The sequence below is a fragment of the Dulcicalothrix desertica PCC 7102 genome, assembly GCF_003991905.1.
GTDB lineage: Bacteria > Cyanobacteriota > Cyanobacteriia > Cyanobacteriales > Nostocaceae > Dulcicalothrix > Dulcicalothrix desertica.
The window spans coordinates 1-19057 of the sequence record NZ_RSCL01000039.1 but is presented as its reverse complement, the minus strand read 5'-3'; the positions used below and the strand labels follow the sequence as shown (position 1 = coordinate 19057).

Below are 19057 nucleotides of genomic sequence, written 5' to 3'. Positions count from 1 at the left end.
ATTGATACCGTTAACTACCTACTGTTATAACCTACTGGGCAAATTGCTTAAACAAGGATAATTAACCGTTTAGTAGAGAAGAACCCTCTTTATATCAACCTACGGTAAACACAATGTTATTAAATTTCAAAAACAGCTTAAAAAGCTTAACTCTTGCAGGTTTAATGCTTTCTAGTTCTGCTTGCACTAACCTAATGACACGCGCGGAGTCATCTGATAAGACTCTTATAAAAGAGGAATTGTACTTTGGCTTATCTAAACCAGGAGGCAAAACAATCTCTGAGGTTGAATGGCAACAGTTTCTCAACCGCGTTATTACACCACGGTTTAAGGATGGGTTAACTGTTGTGGATGCTAATGGTCAGTATTTAAGTAGTTCTGGAGTACTGGTAAAAGAAAAAAGTAAGCTGATTATTTTGATTTACGAGGAAAATTCGACTAAAAATAAAATGGTTAAAGATACGATATCGAACTACAAACAAACATTCCACCAAGAAGCTGTGTTGAGAGTTACTAGTAATGTTAAGGTGTCTTTTTGATGGGGTTGTGTAATAACAATGTAGAGACGCGATTAATCGCGTCTCTACAAATATCGCCATGTATTATTAATTACTATCAACGATGGGTTTGTTAATTTCCTTACACTTATCTTCAGCAGCTTTGTAAGCATCAAGGTAAGGCTTATCACCCAACATCACATCACCATAATACTCATACGGTGCATTCCCATATATGGGTAAAGGGTCATCTTCAGGGTAGTCTTCCTGCGACTCTTCAAGAATTTCCTTTAAATTCTCTACCGTAATTCGCTGTGCTGCAAAATACAATAAGCTCTCAGCAGATTTATTGAGATGCTGTAGATTTGGGTCAATAATAGTATCTCCCACTTCAATCCACGCATGTTCAATGGGGCGATATGGTTGTCCCGCAAAAACCAAAAATCCTTGTACGTAAATCGCTCCCTCCGTCGCTAATGCTGCCTTATAAGCATTATCGAACGGCTTCTTCGACTTACTCTTTATATTCTTAGCGACCTCTAAGGACAGCGCTTTATCTAATTGTTTACTCATCCACAGCTTGAAAATCGAGCAGCAACAACATCCTAACACTCACCATCCGCTAAGGACATTGAACATTGGATATAAATCTAAAATAATTCGTTATATTTTCTCTACAGAAGTTTAATAGTACTAAAATATTATTTTTCCCTCTGTGCCCTCCGTGTCTCAGTGGTGAAATTATTTTTTACCTTATTAGGCGCAGAGTACACCACAGAGGTATCTTCTTTGTGATTCTATAAGACTTACACAACCGACAAATAAAAACGTAGGGTATATGGCGCCATTGAAAAATTGAGCGTAGGGTGTGTGACGCCATTGAAAAAATCAAGCGTAGTGAAAAAACTTGTAGCCTGATCGCACCAGCAAATCAATGTGACGAACGCATGTTTTGCTTCTGAAGTGGGAACTATATACATAGAAAAGTTTTGTCAACTCAAGTATTATGCCAAAAAACTCTGAAGAACCAAGAAAATTCGATGCAGTAAAAGGCGGACAAGTACCACCACCAGTTAGTGGCGCCGTTTTAGGTGGAATAGAAGGATTGCGTCAACGCTTTGCGACCGGGAATGAACAAGTACGTCTCGACGCTGTAACAAATGCGTCTATATATGGTGATGAAGCATTAGATATTTTAGTAAAAGCCCTAAAAGACGCATCATTACAAGTTAGAGTTAAAGCTTACCAAATTTTGAAAGAGTTAAATCAAGCAGAATCAGAAACAGCCAAAGGAATTCGTTTAAATATAGGTGACAAAATTTACTGCGTTTATCTTTCATCGCTTTCCTACGGTGATGACGGGTATTACGTTAGAGATGCAATTGATGACATTGACGACGAGGATGAAGATTATGATGAATATGAGGAAAGAAGTGAAAAGAACCTTCTTTATAAACCCCAATTAGATGATGGAGAAGGCTATGCACATTACATTGCGGCTTTAAAGTATAATGAAAAATCTATTACGGAAGAAGATTACCGTCCTGTAGTGATATCACCTCATATTTTCAGAGAAGAAGCAGAAGAAGCAGCAGAAATATTACACCGTAAAAGACTTTTACAAGTTTACTATGAGTATGGGATGATTTACGAACAAAATTACTATGATAAAGACCAATTGAATCAGTGGTGCAAAGAGAATAATTTATCAATAGCTTGCAAACGTAATGAAGAATCAGAGAAATTTCAAGTCAGGATATATAGAACTTTACAAGATAAGTTAAATATCGAATTGCTTAAGAAATTTTGGGAATATACAGTATCTGGGCACCTTGCTTTCGTTCATGAATGTATCATTGATAGAAAATGTTATTTACGACCGAATCATAATTTTTAAGCTAAAGCAATAAATAGCCGTATCCCATTAAAAAGCTAAATTACATAACATATTTTTCACGCTTGATGATATGAACGATAATTCACAAAAGCCTAGAGAATATGATGTTGTCCTTGGTGGGCAATCTCCACCTGCTATAGATGCTGCTGTTTTAGGTGGAATTCAAGGATTGCGTCAGCAGTACATAAGCGGAAATGATAAACAGATTATACAAGCTTTGAGTAATGCTCTTAAGTACGGCGAAGCTGGTATAGACTTGCTTATTGAAGCTTCGGATAACTCGAAATTAAATGTGAGGGCAACTGCTTATCAAATATTGTCGCAAGTAAATTTGCAAGAGGGTAATAATAAAGGAATGCCACAATGGTTAAAGCAAGCTTTTAGTAAATTATTACAAAATAAAACACAACGCATTATTAATAAAGGTATACCCTTAAAAGCAGGCGACATTATTTATACAGTGTATATTTCAGCAATTGATTTCGATGATGATTACTATACAATTCTCGACTCAATGCAAGCAATTCAAGAACATCATTTTGCGTATGATGAATCACCATCATTCATAAAAACCTTTTTCCTTAAAGAAGATGCAGAAAGCTTTGCAAATGAAATCCATATGAGAATTTTAGAAGGAAAAAATTTAACTGATGCTAATTGGAAAAACTTCTTAAAATCTAAAGCTGCTTTTTTATTAAGCCATAGCGATTTATCTGGCTTTTATCGAAACTTTGAACTACAAATAACTGATTGGTGTAAAATGCACACAATTAATTTCTTTAGTAAGATAAATGAAGATGAATTTGAATTTCAAGAGAAGATTATACAATATCTTAGAGAAAGCGGGCAGTATCAATTACTTGATGAGCTTAGGGAATTACTTGGGATAGGAAAATTTGCATTTGTCCACGAAGAAACTATTTTAGAAGACAGCTACCTTAAAATAACGGATAATATCTAATGCTTGGACTCAGTATTACAGCTATTGGACTTCGCACAACCAGTCAGTGCATGGAGATTTTTCAAACACTCCAGCAACCAATGCAGCTTGATTTTCTTGAACTTGCAATTGGTAGTCCTTGTGATATTAACTTTGATTACCCTAATGTCCCACTTATATTACACGATTCGTGTCTTTACAAAGACGGCATTCGTAAACGTCTTAGTTTACAACATCCTCAAACCTGGTGCCCATACGCCGAGTTTATCAAAAACCATGATGTACGCGCGCTCTCACTTCATGCTCCTTTGCAACGAGATATAACAAAGCATGAATTAGAGGTTGCTTTATCTAAGCTGGAAGATACTCTTAGTGTTCCAGTATATGTTGAGGTTATGCCAACAGAAGAATACTGGTGTTCTAGCTTGGATACTTTGGTAAATCATCCTTTATTGCTTGATGTATCTCATATTCTGATTTGGCACCAGGGTAACTTAGATTTAACCAAAGAAACTTGCCTAAGACTTTTAGACTCTGTACAGGTTGGGGAAATACACCTTAGCCATAACAAGGGTAAAGCTGATACCCATGATTTGATACCTGCTGATGTATGGTTTGCTGGATGTATTCAAGAATGGGGCGCCAGCTATTTTGTCACTTTCGAGAGTTTGCCAAAACAGTATGCAGAATATGAAAGATTAGATAAACGTAAATTTTATAGCAACAAGTAACCTACCCAGACAAGCAATTTATTTGGTACTTAATTACTATGATGAATGCTTCTATATATTATGTGGGAACTATATATATAGAACAGTATTGTTAAGTGCTATGGTAAAAGACTCTGAAGAACCAAGACAATTTGATGCAGTATTGGGTGGGCAAGTTCCTTCACCAATTAGTGGCGCCGTTTTAGGTGGTATCAAAGGCTTACGTCAACGCTTTGCTTCTGAAAACGAACAAGTACGTCTTGATGCTGTGGCAAATTCCCCAAATTACGGTAGTGAAGGAATAAATATTTTAGTTAAAGCCCTCCAAGACAAATCGTTACAAGTTAGAGTCCACGCTTATAAAATTTTAAAACAGTTAAATCAAGCAGAATCAGAAATTGCTAAAGGCATTCGTTTAAACGTAGGCGACAAAATTTACTGCGTTTATTATTCGTCACTTTACTACGGTGATGACTGGTACAAACTTAAAGATTTCATCAATGAACGCGATAAAGATGAACAGCGACTGTTCTATCAACGGCAATCAGGCTATAGAGACGGTTATGAACATAGCATTACAATTTTAAAGAACAAAAAACCATCTTATTGGTATTATGGTCTTTGTGAGTTGGCATCTATTTATATATTTAAAGATAAAGCGGAGGAAGCTGCAAAAACCTTACATATTGAAAGGCTTTTAGATATTGATAAAGAGTATGGAATGATTGAAGATCAAGCTTTGTATCATGAAAATGAACTTAGTCAATGGTGTAAAGATAATGGCTTATCTATCACTATTAATCCAGATGAAGATCAATATGAGTTTCAAGACAGAATTTTTAAATTTTTACAGCAAAGCATTGATATTGACCGTCTTGAAAAATTTTGGGAGTTTACTGTAAATAGGCGCCTTGCTTTTGTCTACGAGAGAACTATTGATAGAAAATGCTACCTCATAACAACAGATAATATATAATTCTTAGACTTAGTATTACAGTCAGTGGACGGAGCAGTTTCATAAACCTTTTGCTCTAAAAAATTGTGTAGTACGGCGTAATCTTACTTTCCGCCTAATATTGTTGTTTTTACGGAGGCTGAACTCATAGGTTTGTTGCTAATATAACTTATACCTAAGTAGGTTACTTTCTTGGGTTTTTCCCTCTGTTAATTTAATATGTCCTAAAAATTTCTAGATATTCTCGGTGCTTAGTATGATTTCTTTAACTAATAATAACGAATCATGGAGTTCTTTAATTGAAGCAGTTCTTGAAAAGGTAAGAAACGGAATTTCGCAAGGGACATGGCACTACAAGTATGGATTAGAGACAAATGATGAGATTAGTCAGTCCTACTATTATGGAGAAGCTATTAATGGCTCTTATTCTGTAAATTTTGGGTTTGATTTATGTGCTTTCTCACTCTATTATTATTATATAATAGTGAAAAACGATGAAGAAGTATTAATTAATATTGCAGCTAATCCACCTAGTAATGTTGATTCATTGAAAGCTTTACTAAATGAATATTGGATAGCTTTAAAAGATTCATGCGAACAGGCAAAGGCATTATTAGCTTTAGATATAGTAAATCAACTTCCTAATTAATTATGACTAATCAAGCTACTAACAACAGACTTGTAGTATTTGAAAAAACCTTGGAGAAAATCTGTTTAGGTATCAAGGAAAAAACATGGAAATGTGAGTTTTATAATCAAAGTACGCCACAATACAATTATTGGATGCTAGAAGCAGTCAATGGAGATTATACTGTTGAAGTAATGTATACAGATACGGAACAGTATGATTTTACTATAAAGCATAAAGATGTAGTATCCTATGAAGTATCAGAATCTGGCAATGAGATAGAATTCAACTTTATTACAGGCTATTTTATAAAGCTATTAAATGAGCATAAAAAGCTTGTAGCATCTTTACCTAACTGATGCAGAGCGAAAGATATAAGGATAAGAACATTAGATGTTGGGTCTCGTTCCTCGACCCAACCTACGAATTAATAACCGATATGTAGCATTCTTAATTTATTTGTAAAATTCATACGTGTAGAGACGCGAAATTTCGCGTCTCTACATTCAGGTATTTTTTACGTTACGTTGGGGTGTGATTATTTTCCCTTACGCAAAAGCAGATGCTTGAGGTTTGGCGAAAATCATTCTTCCTGCGGATGTTTGTAGTGCGCTGGTGACGATGACGCGAACTTCGCCACCTACAAAAGGACTACCTTCTTCGACGACTACCATTGTGCCATCGTCGAGATAACCTATACCTTGACTTGGTTCTTTTCCTTCTTTGAGAATTTTGATGTCGATGTTGTCTCCGGGCAAGTAACTGGGACGTACTGCGTTAACTAAGTCGTTGACGTTGAGTACTGGTACTTTCTGAACGCTAGCAACTTTGGATAAATTGTAATCGTTCGTTAACAATGTTCCGTTGATTTCTTGCGCGAACTTGACTAACTTGGCATCGACGGTTGCTATATCGTCATAGTCTGAGGAATTTATAATTATCCTTTCTGGATAAGTTTCTCGAATGCGGTTGAGAATTTCTAGTCCGCGTCTTCCTCGTACTCGCTTTTGGTCTTTGCTTGCGTCGGCGACTTGCTGCAATTCCTGTAGTACAAATTGTGGTACTATTATGGCGCCTTCTAAAAACCCTGTTTCTAAGAGTGCTTCAATACGACCATCAATAATACAGCTTGTGTCTAAAACTTTGGTGCCAGCGGGTTTTAGTGTCCCTTCTACTACCAACGCTCCGACACTGTTGGGATTAATAAATCTAATTAATCCTCGTCCGTGGCTGTCGGCTAAGTTCATACCAGTATAAGCTAGTACAATACTACCAACTACTGCTACCAATGGTTTAATAAATCCAAAGTCAGGAGGTATGGGAAGTAAAAATAGTGGCGCCAGCATTAAGTTAGCAAGTAGCAAGCCCACAATCAAGCCGATTGCGCGCGTTACTATTGCTTCTGGAGCCATATCACGAACTTGGGCTTCGAGACGACGATAACCCGTTTGAATTCTAAGACCAATCGCACCGCCAATAATAGCGGCAAATGCGGCAGTAACAAAGCGTAAAGCTTCTATATTTGAGACTCGACTTAGTGCCCCGTCGGGTAGTAAGTCGATACTAAAGAACCCTACCCCCGCTGCTGCCAGGATGAATGAGAAAATAATAATGGCATCTAGCATGTGGTTACACTGGTTTCCTGGTGTACAACTCAATCGAACTGAGTATTTCTCATAGGTTCTTTGTTACTGATATTAACTCATAACCTATGACAAAATTTATACTTACGTACTTACTAGAAAATTAAGATAATAGTATGTAAATATATTATAACTGAATAGTAATACTGTTTATATTCTTTATCTTTTTGTTATTAAGCTATAAATAAATGTAAATTTACACTCATATTTCTTGTTTATTTAATAGTTTATAAATCTTTGCAATTTAATTTGAATTTGATCCCCGAATGAGTAAACCCTAATGGACACAGAAGTAGTTATTTCCAGCATTCCACGGGCAGCTTACGTACACATTCCGTTTTGTCGGCGCCGATGCTTTTACTGCGATTTTCCAATTTCAGTTGTCGGAGACAAGCAACGCGGTGAAACTTCTGGTACGATTTCGCATTACGTTGAGGTACTGTGTCAGGAAATTGCCCTTACATCAGTACAAAGTCAGCCTTTGCAGACAATTTTTTTTGGTGGTGGTACTCCTTCACTTTTATCTACTGAGCAGTTAAAGTGCATCATAGCAATTCTTGACTCTAAGTTTGGTATTTCCACAGAGGTAGAAATTTCTATGGAAATTGACCCTGGTACTTTTGATTTAGAACATATTGAAGGTTACAAGGGCGCAGGTGTTAACCGTTTTAGCTTTGGAGTACAAGCATTTCAAGAAGAATTACTAAAATTGTGTGGACGCGCGCACACTGTCTCGGATATTTACGCTGCTGCTGACCTGATACACAAAGTCAATGTTCCTGAATTTAGTATTGATTTAATATCGGGTTTACCGAAGCAAACTTTAGAGATGTGGCAAGAGTCTTTAGAGAAAGCTATTTCTTTGGCGCCTACCCATATATCTATATATGACCTCACCATCGAACCGGGAACTGCTTTTGGACGTTATTACCAACCTGGTGATAAACCCTTACCTACGGATGAAGCTACAGTTAACATGTACCGAATGGCACAAAAAATCTTAACAGGCGCCGGGTTTTCACATTACGAAATTTCCAACTACGCACAACCCGGACACCAATGTCGCCATAATCGAGTTTATTGGGAAAATCGTCCTTATTATGGCTTTGGAATGGGCGCCGCAAGTTATGTAGAAGGTAAACGCTTTACTCGTCCACGTAAAACCAAAGAATATTACGCTTGGGTAGAAGCCGATGCAGTAGTCGATTGCGAAGTAACACCACCATCAGAAGTGTTATTAGATACATTAATGCTAGGGTTGAGGCTAGCTGAGGGAGTTAGTTTAGACAAAATAAAGCAAGAATTTGGCTTGGAGAAACAAGAAGAGATATTAAAGATATTACAGCCATATATTAATGAAGGCTGGGTTATAGTCGAAGCAGAAAGATTACGATTAACTGACCCCGAAGGATTTTTGTTTTCTAATGTAGTCTTAGCACGCTTGTTTGAGAAACTAGGAGAATAATTAAATGTATAAAATTAATACTGTTATAGAAAAAGATGGATATTATTGCCTGCACCGATAATAACAACTTATACAGACTTGCTATACGTATAAATGATGCAATTTGTGCAGAAGATACTTTAGAAAGTAAGGTAATTCGAGTTAATCGTCCCGCAATATAATAGTATTGCACGACAATAATCTTAAGGAGTAGGCGCCGATAGCTCTAACTTTATTAGCTCTTACCTCTGTGAACTCTGTGGTAAATATAATTATATCTATTGCACAGGCAGGATGCCTGTGCTACAACCCATCAAATAATTTGAGTTTTTGTTGTTAAGTTTCTTGTAAGGACTCAATTTCGGGTATTGAATTAGATAAATGACTTGGTAGATATTTCTTTAACGTCTCTAAAATCTTATCGGCAACAATCGGTTTAGTCATAAAATCGGTTGAACCAACAACTTTTGCACGCATTCGGTCAAGTAGTCCTTCGCTACCAGTCAATATAATTATAGGTGTTTCAGCAAAGCCTGAAATTCGGCGTAATTGAGAACAAATTTCGTACCCATTTACAACGGGCATAATTAAATCTAATAAAATTAAATCTGGTTTATGCTCAATTACTTTGGGTAAAGCTTGAACTGCGTCTTGAATTTTGAGAAATCTCATCCCGTTTGAGACAATTATTTGCTCTAATATTTGGCAAACTTGTGAACTATCGTCGATGCAGGCAATTAATGCGCTGGTTGAATTTTTCGGTTGTGACTTTTGTAGAGGTATTTTTTCAGGACTGACGCTACCTGGGAAAGGTAAATCTGGTACTGTTACAAGTTGAATCAAATCTTTTGAGATATGCGACAGTAAGGAGACGGTTATTTTAGTAAAATCTTGTTTTAGTAGAACTGATAAATCACGCAGTGTGTGTTTACCATTTACAAAAGTTATCAAGTTATTGTATACTGCTGAACTGACAATTTTGTTTAATTCCTCTGGCTTTTGAATTTGCGGCGCCAAATCAGGAAAGCAATTTTTTAAACCAGCGCTAGTCCAAGCTTTTAACTGACTTTGCGCGCGTTCAATAAATATATCTGTACTTGTAAAAGTCACAGCTAAGTCTAAAATTACTTGTGAATTCCGTATACAAATTAAATCGTTGCTAGGTTTATATTGAATTAAATCGAATAATAGCTCTTGAACAACACTTTCGGCAATAATTTCAACTTGCTTTGAGTCTATTTGATTTCTTTTGTCTAATGCAATAATTGACTGGTAATCCCAATGTTCTAACGCTAGATCGATAGCACGAATTTTAATTTTACTGATATCAATGTTTGGGCAATAATAAGTCATTAGCCGATACCAACGTCGGCATGGATGAATTCCTCCATTTGCCCAAATGATTCGACCAAACCTGAAGTAAAAGTTCCAGGTGTTACCAGATGGTGATTTAATTATTAATTTACCGCTATAGCGTAACTGCGTACAAGCTAAGAGTTCTTCAAGCAAATGTTTGCTGAGTGTTTGCATACCCACCATTATATATTCACAGTAATAATACTGAGTTTTATTAATAGCTCAAGCAATTAATTGAATTTGCTCGAAGTAATTAAAATAAGTATTAATTTATTTTACTGAATTTTAGCCTACATAAACTTAAGCAACAAGCTGTAGAAATTACTGAGAATGTATGGTGGGCACTGCCCACCATACTACACTTTACGGCACGATTAACACAGGACATGGGGAAAGATTAATCACCCGGTTGGTGACGCTATCGGTTAACCCTTCTTCGGTTAACCCCATTCCTCGACATCCCATGATAATTAGATTTGCTCCAACTTCATCAGCAACATCGCAAATGGTAAACGCGGGTTTACCTTCACGTTCGATAACTTCGGTTGGAATGCTTTGCTGTTCAAACACTGCTTTGGCGTTTTCGAGTAATTTCGCTACCGATAAAGGTGACTGCATTGGGTCAATAGACTCACCGTCGGTAGTTGGTTCTACCACCGACAACAGCACCAAACGACTTTTGTACGTTTGAACTACATTGACGACTACATCAGCCGCTTCACGTGCTTCGCGACTTTGATCGATAGGAAATAATACTGTTTTGAACATAGTGTTCACTTCCGGCCCCCATGACTCGGTACAATCTGGATGGTTCTATTTATTCAAAACATAGCATTCAGGTAATCAGGAGGTTGTGCCGTGTCGAAGAAATCTTTAGCAAATTTATCTGCATCTGACTTGTCTGGTAAGCGAGCATTTGTACGGGTAGATTTCAATGTGCCCCTTGATGATGCGGGCAATATCACGGATGATACACGTATCCGTGCGGCACTACCGACAATTCAAGATTTGGCTAGTAAGGGTGCTAAGGTAATCCTTGCTAGTCACTTTGGTCGTCCAAAGGGTGTTGATGACAAATTGCGTCTAACTCCAGTGGCGGCGCGTTTATCTGAGTTGCTGGGACAAGAAGTCGTTAAGTGCGATGATTGTATTGGTGATGAAGTCGGCGCCAAAGTTGGGTCACTGCAAAATGGGCAAGTATTACTACTTGAAAACGTTCGCTTCTACAAAGAGGAAGAAAAGAACGATGCCGAGTTTGCTCAAAAATTGGCATCAAATGCTGATTTGTACGTAAACGACGCATTTGGTACAGCGCACCGTGCCCATGCTTCGACTGAAGGTGTCACCAAGTATCTTAGCCCCTCGGTTGCTGGATACTTGATTGAAAAGGAATTGCAATACTTAGAGAATGCAATTGCAAATCCTCAGCGTCCTTTGGCTGCTATTATTGGTGGTTCCAAAGTATCGAGCAAAATTGGTGTTATCGAATCTCTGTTAGAAAAATGTGACAAGCTCATCATTGGTGGTGGGATGATTTTCACATTTTACAAAGCTCGTGGTTTGAACGTTGGTAGCTCGCTGGTTGAAGACGACAAAATTGAACTTGCACGCACTCTCGAAGCTAAAGCTAAAGAAAAAGGTGTAACTTTCTTACTTCCTACCGACGTAGTTGTTGCCGATAAATTCGATAAAGATGCAAACTCGCAAACCGTCAGCGTTGAGAAGATTCCTGATGGCTGGATGGGTTTGGATATTGGCCCTGACTCTGTGAAAGTTTTCCAAGAAGCTCTTGCTGACTGTAAAACTGTAATTTGGAATGGTCCAATGGGTGTATTTGAATTCGATAAATTCGCTGTTGGTACTGAAGCTATTGCCCATACCCTCGCTGATATCAGCAAAAAAGGCGCCATTACCATTATTGGTGGTGGTGACTCAGTAGCTGCCGTCGAAAAAGTTGGTTTAGCTGACCAAATGAGCCATATTTCTACTGGTGGTGGCGCCAGCTTAGAATTACTCGAAGGTAAAGTACTACCTGGTATTGCTGCGCTGAATGAAGCGTAAAAAATAGTGCTGAGTAGAAAGTGCTGAGTGCTGAGTATAATTTTAAAGTTATGAATTTACTCAGCACTCAGCACTCAGCACTCAGCACTCAGCACATACTCCTTTTCCGTATTATATGTATAAATTACTTTTTCACTGCGAATTGGTGGGTGGAAGTGCAGCTACAAGCATTGAAACTGATGATGTTGGATTTTTTGCTGAGGATTCAATTCCTGAACTATCCATAGGGCGAGTTTTACCGCATCAAATTACAAAATGCTTTGAGTATTATCGTAACCCGCATCTACCTGCGGATTTTGATTAAGGACTGAAGTCCTTACAACGAGTCCTTACAACGAGTCCTTACAACGAGTCCTTACAACGGCTTCTTATGACGAACAATTATCTATCGGTTATCCACACAAAGTAAGTTCAAATTGATACATTAATATTATAACATGTAAATTACAGTAAGCGAATGGCGCCTACATTGCTTATATGTTAGTTATATATAAATACAGATGTTCTGACTTACCAACATGCGGATTTATTCCTGGGTGTGGTAAAAACGGTAGGAACATTATTTATAGACGTTAAACTAGATTAGAAATATAGTTACTTATTTTGAAGCCAACAAACACTACCAAGGCTAGCGCAAATATTAGCAGCAAAACAAAGGTTCTTTTTATGGAAAAATTAGAGAAAAACTTCGATGCCAAGCGTCAACCAGTAAAGCGTTTAGCTTTAACAGGGGCGCTAGCAGCAGGTATGATAATGATGCCTTCTGTGGTAGGTGTGGCGCCTGTTATGGCTCAACAGCAACAACAGCAAAGGTCAGACAATCAGTTGAGCTATAGTGAACTGATTAAAAAAGCCAGTAGCGGGGAAGTCAGGAAGGTTGAACTTGACGAGACCGACCAAACAGCGAGAGTTTATTTAAAGAATCAAAAGCCAGATGCACCACCACTACGAGTGCAGCTTTTGAATCAAAACGGGGAGTTGATAGCTAAACTCAGACAAAACAAAGTTGAGTTTGGAGAAGCTTCTTCGGCAAACAGTCGTGCTGCTGTTGGGTTATTAATCAATTTAATCTGGATTTTGCCTTTAGTCGCGTTGATGCTACTGTTTTTACGTCGTTCCTCGAATGCTTCTTCGCAAGCGATGAACTTCGGTAAAACCCGTGCGCGTTTCCAAATGGAAGCTAAAACTGGGATTAAGTTTGATGATGTTGCTGGTATTGAAGAAGCTAAAGAAGAACTTCAAGAGGTTGTTACTTTCCTGAAACAGCCAGAAAAATTTACAGCAGTCGGCGCCCGTATTCCTAAAGGTGTATTATTAGTTGGTCCTCCAGGAACTGGTAAAACATTACTTGCTAAAGCTATCGCTGGAGAAGCTGCTGTACCTTTCTTTAGTATTTCTGGCTCAGAATTTGTTGAGATGTTCGTGGGTGTTGGCGCCTCTCGTGTTCGCGACTTATTTAAAAAAGCTAAAGATAATGCTCCTTGTTTAATATTTATAGATGAAATCGATGCCGTTGGTCGGCAGCGTGGTGCGGGTATTGGTGGCGGAAACGACGAACGCGAACAAACCCTCAACCAGTTGCTTACTGAGATGGACGGTTTTGAAGGTAACAACGGTATCATTATTATTGCTGCTACGAACCGTCCTGATGTCCTTGATGCTGCATTATTACGTCCAGGACGCTTTGACCGTCAGGTGATTGTTGATGCACCCGACCGTAAAGGACGTTTAGAAGTTCTTAAGGTACATGCACGTAATAAGAAAGTAGACCCCGCAGTTTCTTTGGAAGTTATCGCACGTCGTACACCAGGTTTTACAGGCGCCGACTTAGCAAACTTACTTAATGAAGCTGCAATTTTAACTGCGCGGCGCCGTAAAGAAGCGATAACACCATTAGAAATAGATGATGCTATTGACCGTTTGACGATAGGGTTAACTTTAAACCCATTAATGGATAGCAAGAAAAAACGTTTAATTGCTTATCACGAAATTGGACACGCACTGTTAGCAACATTATTACCACACTCTGACCCCCTTAATAAAGTCACAATTATTCCCCGTTCGGGTGGTGTCGGTGGTTTCTCGCAGCAAATCTTAAACGAAGAAGTTATCGACAGTGGACTTTACACACGCGCATGGATGAAAGACAACATCACCATGACCTTGGGTGGAAAAGCTTCTGAAGTTGAAGTATTTGGCGAACCCGAAGTTACTGGAGGCGCCAGTGGGGATTTGAAGATGGTGACAAATATTGCCCGTAAAATGGTAACGATGTACGGGATGACAGATTTAGGTTTAGTAGCGTTAGAAAACCAAAATTATGACGTATTCTTAGGTCGTGACTGGGTAACACGTAATGAATACTCTGAAGAAGTGGCAATTAAGATTGACCGCAAAGTCAGAGAAATCGCTACTCAATGTTACCAAGAAGCGCGCCGAATTATCCGTGAAAACCGCGCCCTAGTTGACCGTTTAGTTGATTTGCTAGTTGAACAGGAAACTATTGAAGGCGAACAATTCCGTCAAATTGTCGCCGAATATACACAACTTCCTGAGAAAGAGTTAGCAAAAGCTAGTCAGTAATGAGTGCTGAGTGCTGAGTGCTGAGTGCTGAGTGCTGAGTGCTGAGTGCTGAGTTTTAACTCCTAACTCCTAACTTCTAACTCCTAACTCCTAACTCTACTCAGCACTCAGCACTTTCAACTCAGCACTTATTATTAATATCCAGAATCACGAATAAATTTAGACTCTTGAATATTGATTTGTGTTTGCTGCTGCTTAATCAAAGAAGAACCTTGTCTTGCTTGTCTTACACCAGATGGTTGTTGTGCGAACATAGACCGCAGTATAAACGCTGGGTCAACATGATTGCCGTTATATTTTAATCCCCAATGTAGATGGGGTCCTGTAGTGCGTCCACTCATCCCAACACGACCAATTCTAGCTCCTGCGGGAATTTGCATACCTTGCGCTATTTGAATACCACCCGCACGGTCAACCATATAACGTACACCATTTGCAACTTCAACATTTCCTTCCATATGACAGTAAGTATGCTGCCATTGTCCTGATTGAATAACTAAATGGGTACCACAGGCGCCACGGTTTTCTACCTTTATAACTACACCTGTCCACCAATTACGAATATAACTACCTCGCGGCGCCGCTATATCTAAACCGCTGTGAAACTCCCAACCACCTCCACCTGTTGCGGAAGGACGGTAGCCAAAAGGGGACGTGTAAGCTTGAAAATTTTCTACTGGAAATGAAGCTGCTCGCCAGTTAGAAGTTGCCATTGCGACTTCTTGCTTAGGAAATAGAATGATTGAAACTGCCAGACTCAATCCTAATAAAAATAAGATGGCTCCAGTTTTTAATGTTTTTTGTAGCCGTCTACTCATCCGAAGCTTCCTCAAGGCAATTAGGTTTAGTCTGATTATTATCAGTATTAACACTGTTAAACAAAATAAACATGTATTTTTTATACATAATTTTATACTATTGTTAATTATGTCCAATCTAGCTTAACAACTAAAAAGGTCATTAGCCAAAGTATTAAAAATATCAATACCAATAACTTTAGACGTGGTGAAAACTTCAATGTTGCCAATTGCCAAAAAATGTTAACTTAAATCTTAAACTTCTTATAAACGCTCGTTATCCTTGCCGCCCATCCTCAAATCATGCTCGAAATATTACCTTTTAGCTTTGAGATAAATACAGTTGCCATTGCAGGCGCCAGTCTGTGGTCATTAGCACTATATCTAGCTTTCTCAAACCTCAGAGACAAAGTTACAGATTTACTCGACCGTTGGTTTAACTTCGCCGAGGGTTTCCTTTATACCAGCAAAGAAGAATTTGAGAAAACTCGCAAAGCCAGAGAATCACAAAACGCATTTTACGCTTCGGTGTTTAGCATAGTGCCATTCCTCATTTTTGGCGCCATCGCAAACTGGCTTCTCGACCTTGGTTTAGGAGGAAGCTGGGGCATTAGTACCGGAATACTAGCCTGCATGGGATGCGGAGTGTACGAACTAGGCAGAAGAGACGGACAATCAGAAGAATAGTTAGGAGTTAGGAGTTAGGAGTTAGGAGTTAGGAGTTAGGAGTTAGGAGTTAGGAGTTAGGAGTTAGGAGTTAATATATAAAGAACAACTTAAAATGTCATTCTGAGGAACGAAGAATCCCACAATTGTCATTCTGAGGAACGAAGAATCTTATTCCTACGCTTTATTACAACCTCTAACTTATAACTTCTTTGACAATTTGCGCCAATTTATCAGCAGCACCAGCTTGACCACGCACATCCTTTAATTTATTCCTAACCTCTTCTAATTTCTCAGGATTATCCAAATAATCTAAAACCATACTCGCCACCTCTTGAGGCTGAAGTTTCCCGACTAACTCCGGGACAATTTCTTGCTGTGCCCAAATATTAGGCCATGCTAGTAAACCCTTCTTCCGTAAAAACCACCAATTTATTAACTTGGCAAAACTGGCGCCAACACCAGGCAAATTAGCGAGTATACCCAGCAAACCATCCCACGAACGCATCGCATCAAGCTGCTGTGTTGGTAATAAAACAATCATGGGCACAGCAAGCGAACCAAGTTCTGCTGTATTGGCGCCCACCGTAGTTAAACAAATGCTACACTGCGCTAACAAATCGTAAGCAGGATTTTGCTTATATAGTTCAACACATAAACCATTAGCTGTTTTTAAAATTGGCAGTTGATTAGATTCAGATATTAAAGAGGCGCCTTTAAATTGAAAGTATTCAGCAACAGGATTTTGTTTGGGGTCAGCAAAGCTAGCCAAAGTTTGTAAATCTAAAGTCGGCGCCACAGGAATTATAAATTTTATCTCCGGCTTTTGCTCGTGTACATATTCAGCAATTGCCAGCGTTAAAGGAACACCCTGTGCCAACTTTGCAGCTTTAGAACCAGGAAGAATCCCAATAATTAAAGAATCAGTATTGTTTTGAATTTGATTATTATTATTTAATGCACCTGCTTCCGCCATTAAATCGCCAACTACAGTAAACTTGTTCGCATATTTAGACGATTTTGGCATAACTTCGGGTTTCATCACCCCAAACCTATCAATTAAATTATGCCAGCGCGCGTCCCACTCAGCATAAACAACAGTTTTGTAACCCAATCTCTTACCAATAACAACAGAAAAAAATTGATCCCCACCCAAAAATACCACAACACCCTTATTTCTCCAGTCCCAATTTTGGGCAGTTTTACCCCGTAGCAAAAATGGAAAGAAGTATTCGGCGCCTTGCACCCTGTCAACTTCAGGATACGATAGCACAATCTCAACTTCCTTACCGCTAGCATTAGGACAAGGAGACAGCACCACTGATATACGTACATCTTCACGACTATCACCCAAAAGGCGCCGTAAAGCCTTCACCACAGGACGCACCCAAGTTGTCACCTCACCCGGACCATTCGACAAAATTAGAATATCTACAGGAGTCATGAGCAAATAATTGACACAAACTAAAACTCAAGAGCCAAATATCATATAAATTGTTTCTAAAACCTGGTTTCTCCATCACTGAACACAACAGCCTCAATATTTTACCAACAGAAACCAGGTTTCTCACTGAAAATAATAATCTACAGAATACAGGCGCCAAAAAGGTTATAGGCTACGCAGTAAATGTTAATCTACTTTGTAAGATTAACAACAAAGCTATGTCACAGTACGAACGTTTAATTTTAATGGCAGAGGATGAGCTAACGCAATACAGCACCGACGCGCGTAAAATTGAAAAGCTTAGGCAAAAAATAGGTCTTTCCGTTTCTGCTAGAGAGCAAAAGGAAGTCAAAGAAGCACTTATAGCTGAAATGCCTACCGACCCAATTAGTCAAATTGTACTAAATCAGCGTCAAACGGTTGCCTTGCCTTTTTGGGGTATTGCTGGGTTAGGTTTACTGCTGGGTATTTCCTTTATGCAACCCCTAGATTTTATCGCGACTGTGGCAGGTGGCGCCGCAGCAGTTGGTTTACAGAAATGGGGATGGAAGTTAGAAGCCAAACGTCTAGTTCTACAAACTTTAGAAGATATCGAACAGCGCACAAGTAAAGTTTGACATAATATAGAGAGATATACCGCAAACGGGTAAAAAGTGAACTTTGTCATGCTGAGGAACGAAGCATCTCAAAGATTTTTGCTTGCTTTAAAAGTCTAGTTTTAAGCCGTTTTGAGTATAAAATGCAAGTACGCTATTATACCTTAAAAAGCATCTAAACTAATTACAGCAAATTTCAGGTATATGAGGTACATACATAATGCCCAAAACCTTGTAAAGACCGTACATGTACAGTCTCTACATGCACCGCATGTACACTAAATCCGCTGTAATTCCAAAGGTGTAATAGCATTTTGTAAAAAACTTTCTTACTTACGAGCTAATATAATAAGGAGCATTGGGAAAATGACCCTTACTTTTAATTCAGATAAATATAAAGAGCTTTTAACTAAGTATCAACCAAGGCTAATTAGAAATGAAGAAGAAAATGAGAAAGCTTTAGCGATAGTAGAAAAGCTTATGCACCGGCGTAACTTGACTCCTGAAGAAGATGAACTTTTTGATTTGCTAATTACTTTAATCGAAAAATTTGAGCAAGAATATTATGCTCCAGGTCAATCGTCTACACCTCATTCTATGTTAGTATTCTTAATGGAGCAAAAAGATATTAAGCAGTCAGATTTAGTTAGAGTAATTAGTTCTGAAGTTGTCAATGGTAAACGCGAAATTAGCAAAGTCGAAGCTAAAGCGTTAGGAGATTTTTTCAAAGTTGATGCTGATTTGTTTGTGTAATAATGATTTTATAACCCACATTCCGCACTTCAATTTGAAGTACAAAAGATTACAACCAAGAAAAAAGCAAAAATTCAGGATGACGAA

The 19057-nt window shown here is 38.4% G+C and carries 21 protein-coding genes; 15 read left to right on the top strand and 6 right to left on the bottom strand.

Annotated features, from left to right (window positions below):
• Window positions 1-113 precede the first annotated feature (113 nt).
• Window positions 114-539 (top strand): DUF3574 domain-containing protein, encoded by a 426-nt coding sequence (locus tag DSM106972_RS45315; protein WP_127086865.1) that lies wholly within the window; start codon window positions 114-116, stop codon window positions 537-539.
• A gap of 66 nt (window positions 540-605) precedes the next feature.
• Here the strand turns inward: DSM106972_RS45315 and DSM106972_RS45310 are convergent, their stop codons facing one another.
• The gene (locus DSM106972_RS45310) at window positions 606-1070 is read right to left on the bottom strand and encodes a hypothetical protein (RefSeq protein WP_127086864.1); all 465 of its coding nucleotides are present in this window, start codon (window positions 1068-1070) and stop codon (window positions 606-608) included.
• 433 nt (window positions 1071-1503) lie between these two features.
• Between DSM106972_RS45310 and DSM106972_RS45305 the strand changes: the two genes are divergently transcribed.
• From DSM106972_RS45305 to DSM106972_RS45280, 6 genes are all read left to right on the top strand, one after another.
• Window positions 1504-2394, top strand: a complete 891-nt coding sequence (locus DSM106972_RS45305) for a HEAT repeat domain-containing protein (protein WP_127086863.1) — start codon at window positions 1504-1506, stop codon at window positions 2392-2394.
• Between the two features lie 70 nt (window positions 2395-2464).
• Window positions 2465-3355, top strand: coding sequence for a hypothetical protein (locus DSM106972_RS45300; protein ID WP_127086862.1), 891 nt, complete (start codon window positions 2465-2467; stop codon window positions 3353-3355).
• Window positions 3355-4065: a hypothetical protein gene (locus DSM106972_RS45295; RefSeq protein WP_127086861.1), complete on the top strand. Its 711-nt coding sequence runs from the start codon at window positions 3355-3357 to the stop codon at window positions 4063-4065. The genes DSM106972_RS45300 and DSM106972_RS45295 overlap by 1 nt, the downstream gene beginning before the upstream one ends.
• A 100-nt stretch (window positions 4066-4165) precedes the next feature.
• On the top strand, window positions 4166-5020 hold the full coding sequence (locus tag DSM106972_RS45290; protein ID WP_127086860.1) for a HEAT repeat domain-containing protein: 855 nt from the start codon (window positions 4166-4168) through the stop codon (window positions 5018-5020).
• A 235-nt stretch (window positions 5021-5255) separates the two neighbouring features.
• Window positions 5256-5648: a hypothetical protein gene (locus tag DSM106972_RS45285; RefSeq protein ID WP_127086859.1), complete on the top strand. Its 393-nt coding sequence runs from the start codon at window positions 5256-5258 to the stop codon at window positions 5646-5648.
• A 2-nt stretch (window positions 5649-5650) separates the two neighbouring features.
• Window positions 5651-5986 (top strand): hypothetical protein, encoded by a 336-nt coding sequence (locus DSM106972_RS45280; RefSeq protein WP_127086858.1) that lies wholly within the window; start codon window positions 5651-5653, stop codon window positions 5984-5986.
• Window positions 5987-6175: 189 nt separating this feature from the next.
• On the opposite strand, the gene DSM106972_RS45275 is transcribed toward DSM106972_RS45280, so the two are convergent.
• Complete coding sequence (locus DSM106972_RS45275; protein WP_127086857.1) at window positions 6176-7252, bottom strand: PIN/TRAM domain-containing protein; 1077 nt, start codon at window positions 7250-7252, stop codon at window positions 6176-6178.
• 298 nt (window positions 7253-7550) lie between these two features.
• On the opposite strand from DSM106972_RS45275, the gene hemW reads away from it, so the two are divergent.
• Window positions 7551-8735 (top strand): radical SAM family heme chaperone HemW, encoded by a 1185-nt coding sequence (hemW, locus tag DSM106972_RS45270; protein ID WP_127086856.1) that lies wholly within the window; start codon window positions 7551-7553, stop codon window positions 8733-8735.
• Between the two features lie 35 nt (window positions 8736-8770).
• On the top strand, window positions 8771-8896 hold the full coding sequence (locus DSM106972_RS55200; RefSeq protein ID WP_267901226.1) for a hypothetical protein: 126 nt from the start codon (window positions 8771-8773) through the stop codon (window positions 8894-8896).
• A gap of 154 nt (window positions 8897-9050) precedes the next feature.
• Here the strand turns inward: DSM106972_RS55200 and DSM106972_RS45265 are convergent, their stop codons facing one another.
• Entirely contained in the window at window positions 9051-10244 is a 1194-nt protein-coding gene (locus DSM106972_RS45265) for a response regulator (protein WP_127086855.1), read from the bottom strand.
• Window positions 10245-10433: 189 nt separating this feature from the next.
• On the bottom strand, window positions 10434-10838 hold the full coding sequence (locus DSM106972_RS45260; RefSeq protein ID WP_127086854.1) for a universal stress protein: 405 nt from the start codon (window positions 10836-10838) through the stop codon (window positions 10434-10436).
• 90 nt (window positions 10839-10928) lie between these two features.
• Between DSM106972_RS45260 and DSM106972_RS45255 the strand changes: the two genes are divergently transcribed.
• From DSM106972_RS45255 to ftsH, 3 genes are all read left to right on the top strand, one after another.
• Entirely contained in the window at window positions 10929-12131 is a 1203-nt protein-coding gene (locus tag DSM106972_RS45255) for a phosphoglycerate kinase (protein ID WP_127086853.1), read from the top strand.
• Between the two features lie 115 nt (window positions 12132-12246).
• Window positions 12247-12435: an NUDIX hydrolase gene (locus DSM106972_RS45250; RefSeq protein WP_186538846.1), complete on the top strand. Its 189-nt coding sequence runs from the start codon at window positions 12247-12249 to the stop codon at window positions 12433-12435.
• Between the two features lie 362 nt (window positions 12436-12797).
• Window positions 12798-14714, top strand: a complete 1917-nt coding sequence (ftsH, locus tag DSM106972_RS45245; RefSeq protein WP_127086852.1) for an ATP-dependent zinc metalloprotease FtsH — start codon at window positions 12798-12800, stop codon at window positions 14712-14714.
• 134 nt (window positions 14715-14848) lie between these two features.
• Here ftsH and DSM106972_RS45240 read toward each other — a convergent pair whose 3' ends face one another.
• A complete protein-coding gene (locus DSM106972_RS45240; protein ID WP_127086851.1) occupies window positions 14849-15532 on the bottom strand; it encodes a M23 family metallopeptidase in 684 nt (227 codons plus the stop codon).
• A 279-nt stretch (window positions 15533-15811) separates the two neighbouring features.
• Between DSM106972_RS45240 and DSM106972_RS45235 the strand changes: the two genes are divergently transcribed.
• Complete coding sequence (locus DSM106972_RS45235; RefSeq protein WP_127086850.1) at window positions 15812-16198, top strand: hypothetical protein; 387 nt, start codon at window positions 15812-15814, stop codon at window positions 16196-16198.
• A 175-nt stretch (window positions 16199-16373) separates the two neighbouring features.
• Here the strand turns inward: DSM106972_RS45235 and DSM106972_RS45230 are convergent, their stop codons facing one another.
• Window positions 16374-17621 carry a glycosyltransferase family protein gene (locus DSM106972_RS45230; RefSeq protein ID WP_127086849.1) on the bottom strand — a complete coding sequence of 416 codons (1248 nt, stop codon included), beginning with the start codon at window positions 17619-17621 and terminating at the stop codon, window positions 16374-16376.
• A 218-nt stretch (window positions 17622-17839) separates the two neighbouring features.
• Here DSM106972_RS45230 and DSM106972_RS45225 point away from each other — a divergent pair, with 218 nt between their 5' ends.
• Window positions 17840-18238: a hypothetical protein gene (locus tag DSM106972_RS45225; RefSeq protein WP_127086908.1), complete on the top strand. Its 399-nt coding sequence runs from the start codon at window positions 17840-17842 to the stop codon at window positions 18236-18238.
• Between the two features lie 345 nt (window positions 18239-18583).
• Window positions 18584-18970 carry a helix-turn-helix domain-containing protein gene (locus tag DSM106972_RS45220; protein WP_127086848.1) on the top strand — a complete coding sequence of 129 codons (387 nt, stop codon included), beginning with the start codon at window positions 18584-18586 and terminating at the stop codon, window positions 18968-18970.
• Window positions 18971-19057 lie beyond the last annotated feature (87 nt).

Excerpts from the sequence above, each read along its gene's own strand:
- DSM106972_RS45315 (WP_127086865.1), top strand. The coding sequence starts at position 114 with ATGTTATTAAATTTCAAAAACAGCTTAAAAAGCTTAACTCTTGCAGGT.
- DSM106972_RS45310 (WP_127086864.1), bottom strand. The coding sequence starts at position 1,070 with ATGAGTAAACAATTAGATAAAGCGCTGTCCTTAGAGGTCGCTAAGAAT.
- DSM106972_RS45305 (WP_127086863.1), top strand. The coding sequence starts at position 1,504 with ATGCCAAAAAACTCTGAAGAACCAAGAAAATTCGATGCAGTAAAAGGC.
- DSM106972_RS45300 (WP_127086862.1), top strand. The coding sequence starts at position 2,465 with ATGAACGATAATTCACAAAAGCCTAGAGAATATGATGTTGTCCTTGGT.
- DSM106972_RS45295 (WP_127086861.1), top strand. The coding sequence starts at position 3,355 with ATGCTTGGACTCAGTATTACAGCTATTGGACTTCGCACAACCAGTCAG.
- DSM106972_RS45290 (WP_127086860.1), top strand. The coding sequence starts at position 4,166 with ATGGTAAAAGACTCTGAAGAACCAAGACAATTTGATGCAGTATTGGGT.
- DSM106972_RS45285 (WP_127086859.1), top strand. The coding sequence starts at position 5,256 with ATGATTTCTTTAACTAATAATAACGAATCATGGAGTTCTTTAATTGAA.
- DSM106972_RS45280 (WP_127086858.1), top strand. The coding sequence starts at position 5,651 with ATGACTAATCAAGCTACTAACAACAGACTTGTAGTATTTGAAAAAACC.
- DSM106972_RS45275 (WP_127086857.1), bottom strand. The coding sequence starts at position 7,252 with ATGCTAGATGCCATTATTATTTTCTCATTCATCCTGGCAGCAGCGGGG.
- hemW (WP_127086856.1), top strand. The coding sequence starts at position 7,551 with ATGGACACAGAAGTAGTTATTTCCAGCATTCCACGGGCAGCTTACGTA.
- DSM106972_RS55200 (WP_267901226.1), top strand. The coding sequence starts at position 8,771 with ATGGATATTATTGCCTGCACCGATAATAACAACTTATACAGACTTGCT.
- DSM106972_RS45265 (WP_127086855.1), bottom strand. The coding sequence starts at position 10,244 with ATGCAAACACTCAGCAAACATTTGCTTGAAGAACTCTTAGCTTGTACG.
- DSM106972_RS45260 (WP_127086854.1), bottom strand. The coding sequence starts at position 10,838 with ATGTTCAAAACAGTATTATTTCCTATCGATCAAAGTCGCGAAGCACGT.
- DSM106972_RS45250 (WP_186538846.1), top strand. The coding sequence starts at position 12,247 with ATGTATAAATTACTTTTTCACTGCGAATTGGTGGGTGGAAGTGCAGCT.
- ftsH (WP_127086852.1), top strand. The coding sequence starts at position 12,798 with ATGGAAAAATTAGAGAAAAACTTCGATGCCAAGCGTCAACCAGTAAAG.
- DSM106972_RS45240 (WP_127086851.1), bottom strand. The coding sequence starts at position 15,532 with ATGAGTAGACGGCTACAAAAAACATTAAAAACTGGAGCCATCTTATTT.
- DSM106972_RS45230 (WP_127086849.1), bottom strand. The coding sequence starts at position 17,621 with ATGACTCCTGTAGATATTCTAATTTTGTCGAATGGTCCGGGTGAGGTG.
- DSM106972_RS45225 (WP_127086908.1), top strand. The coding sequence starts at position 17,840 with ATGTCACAGTACGAACGTTTAATTTTAATGGCAGAGGATGAGCTAACG.
- DSM106972_RS45220 (WP_127086848.1), top strand. The coding sequence starts at position 18,584 with ATGACCCTTACTTTTAATTCAGATAAATATAAAGAGCTTTTAACTAAG.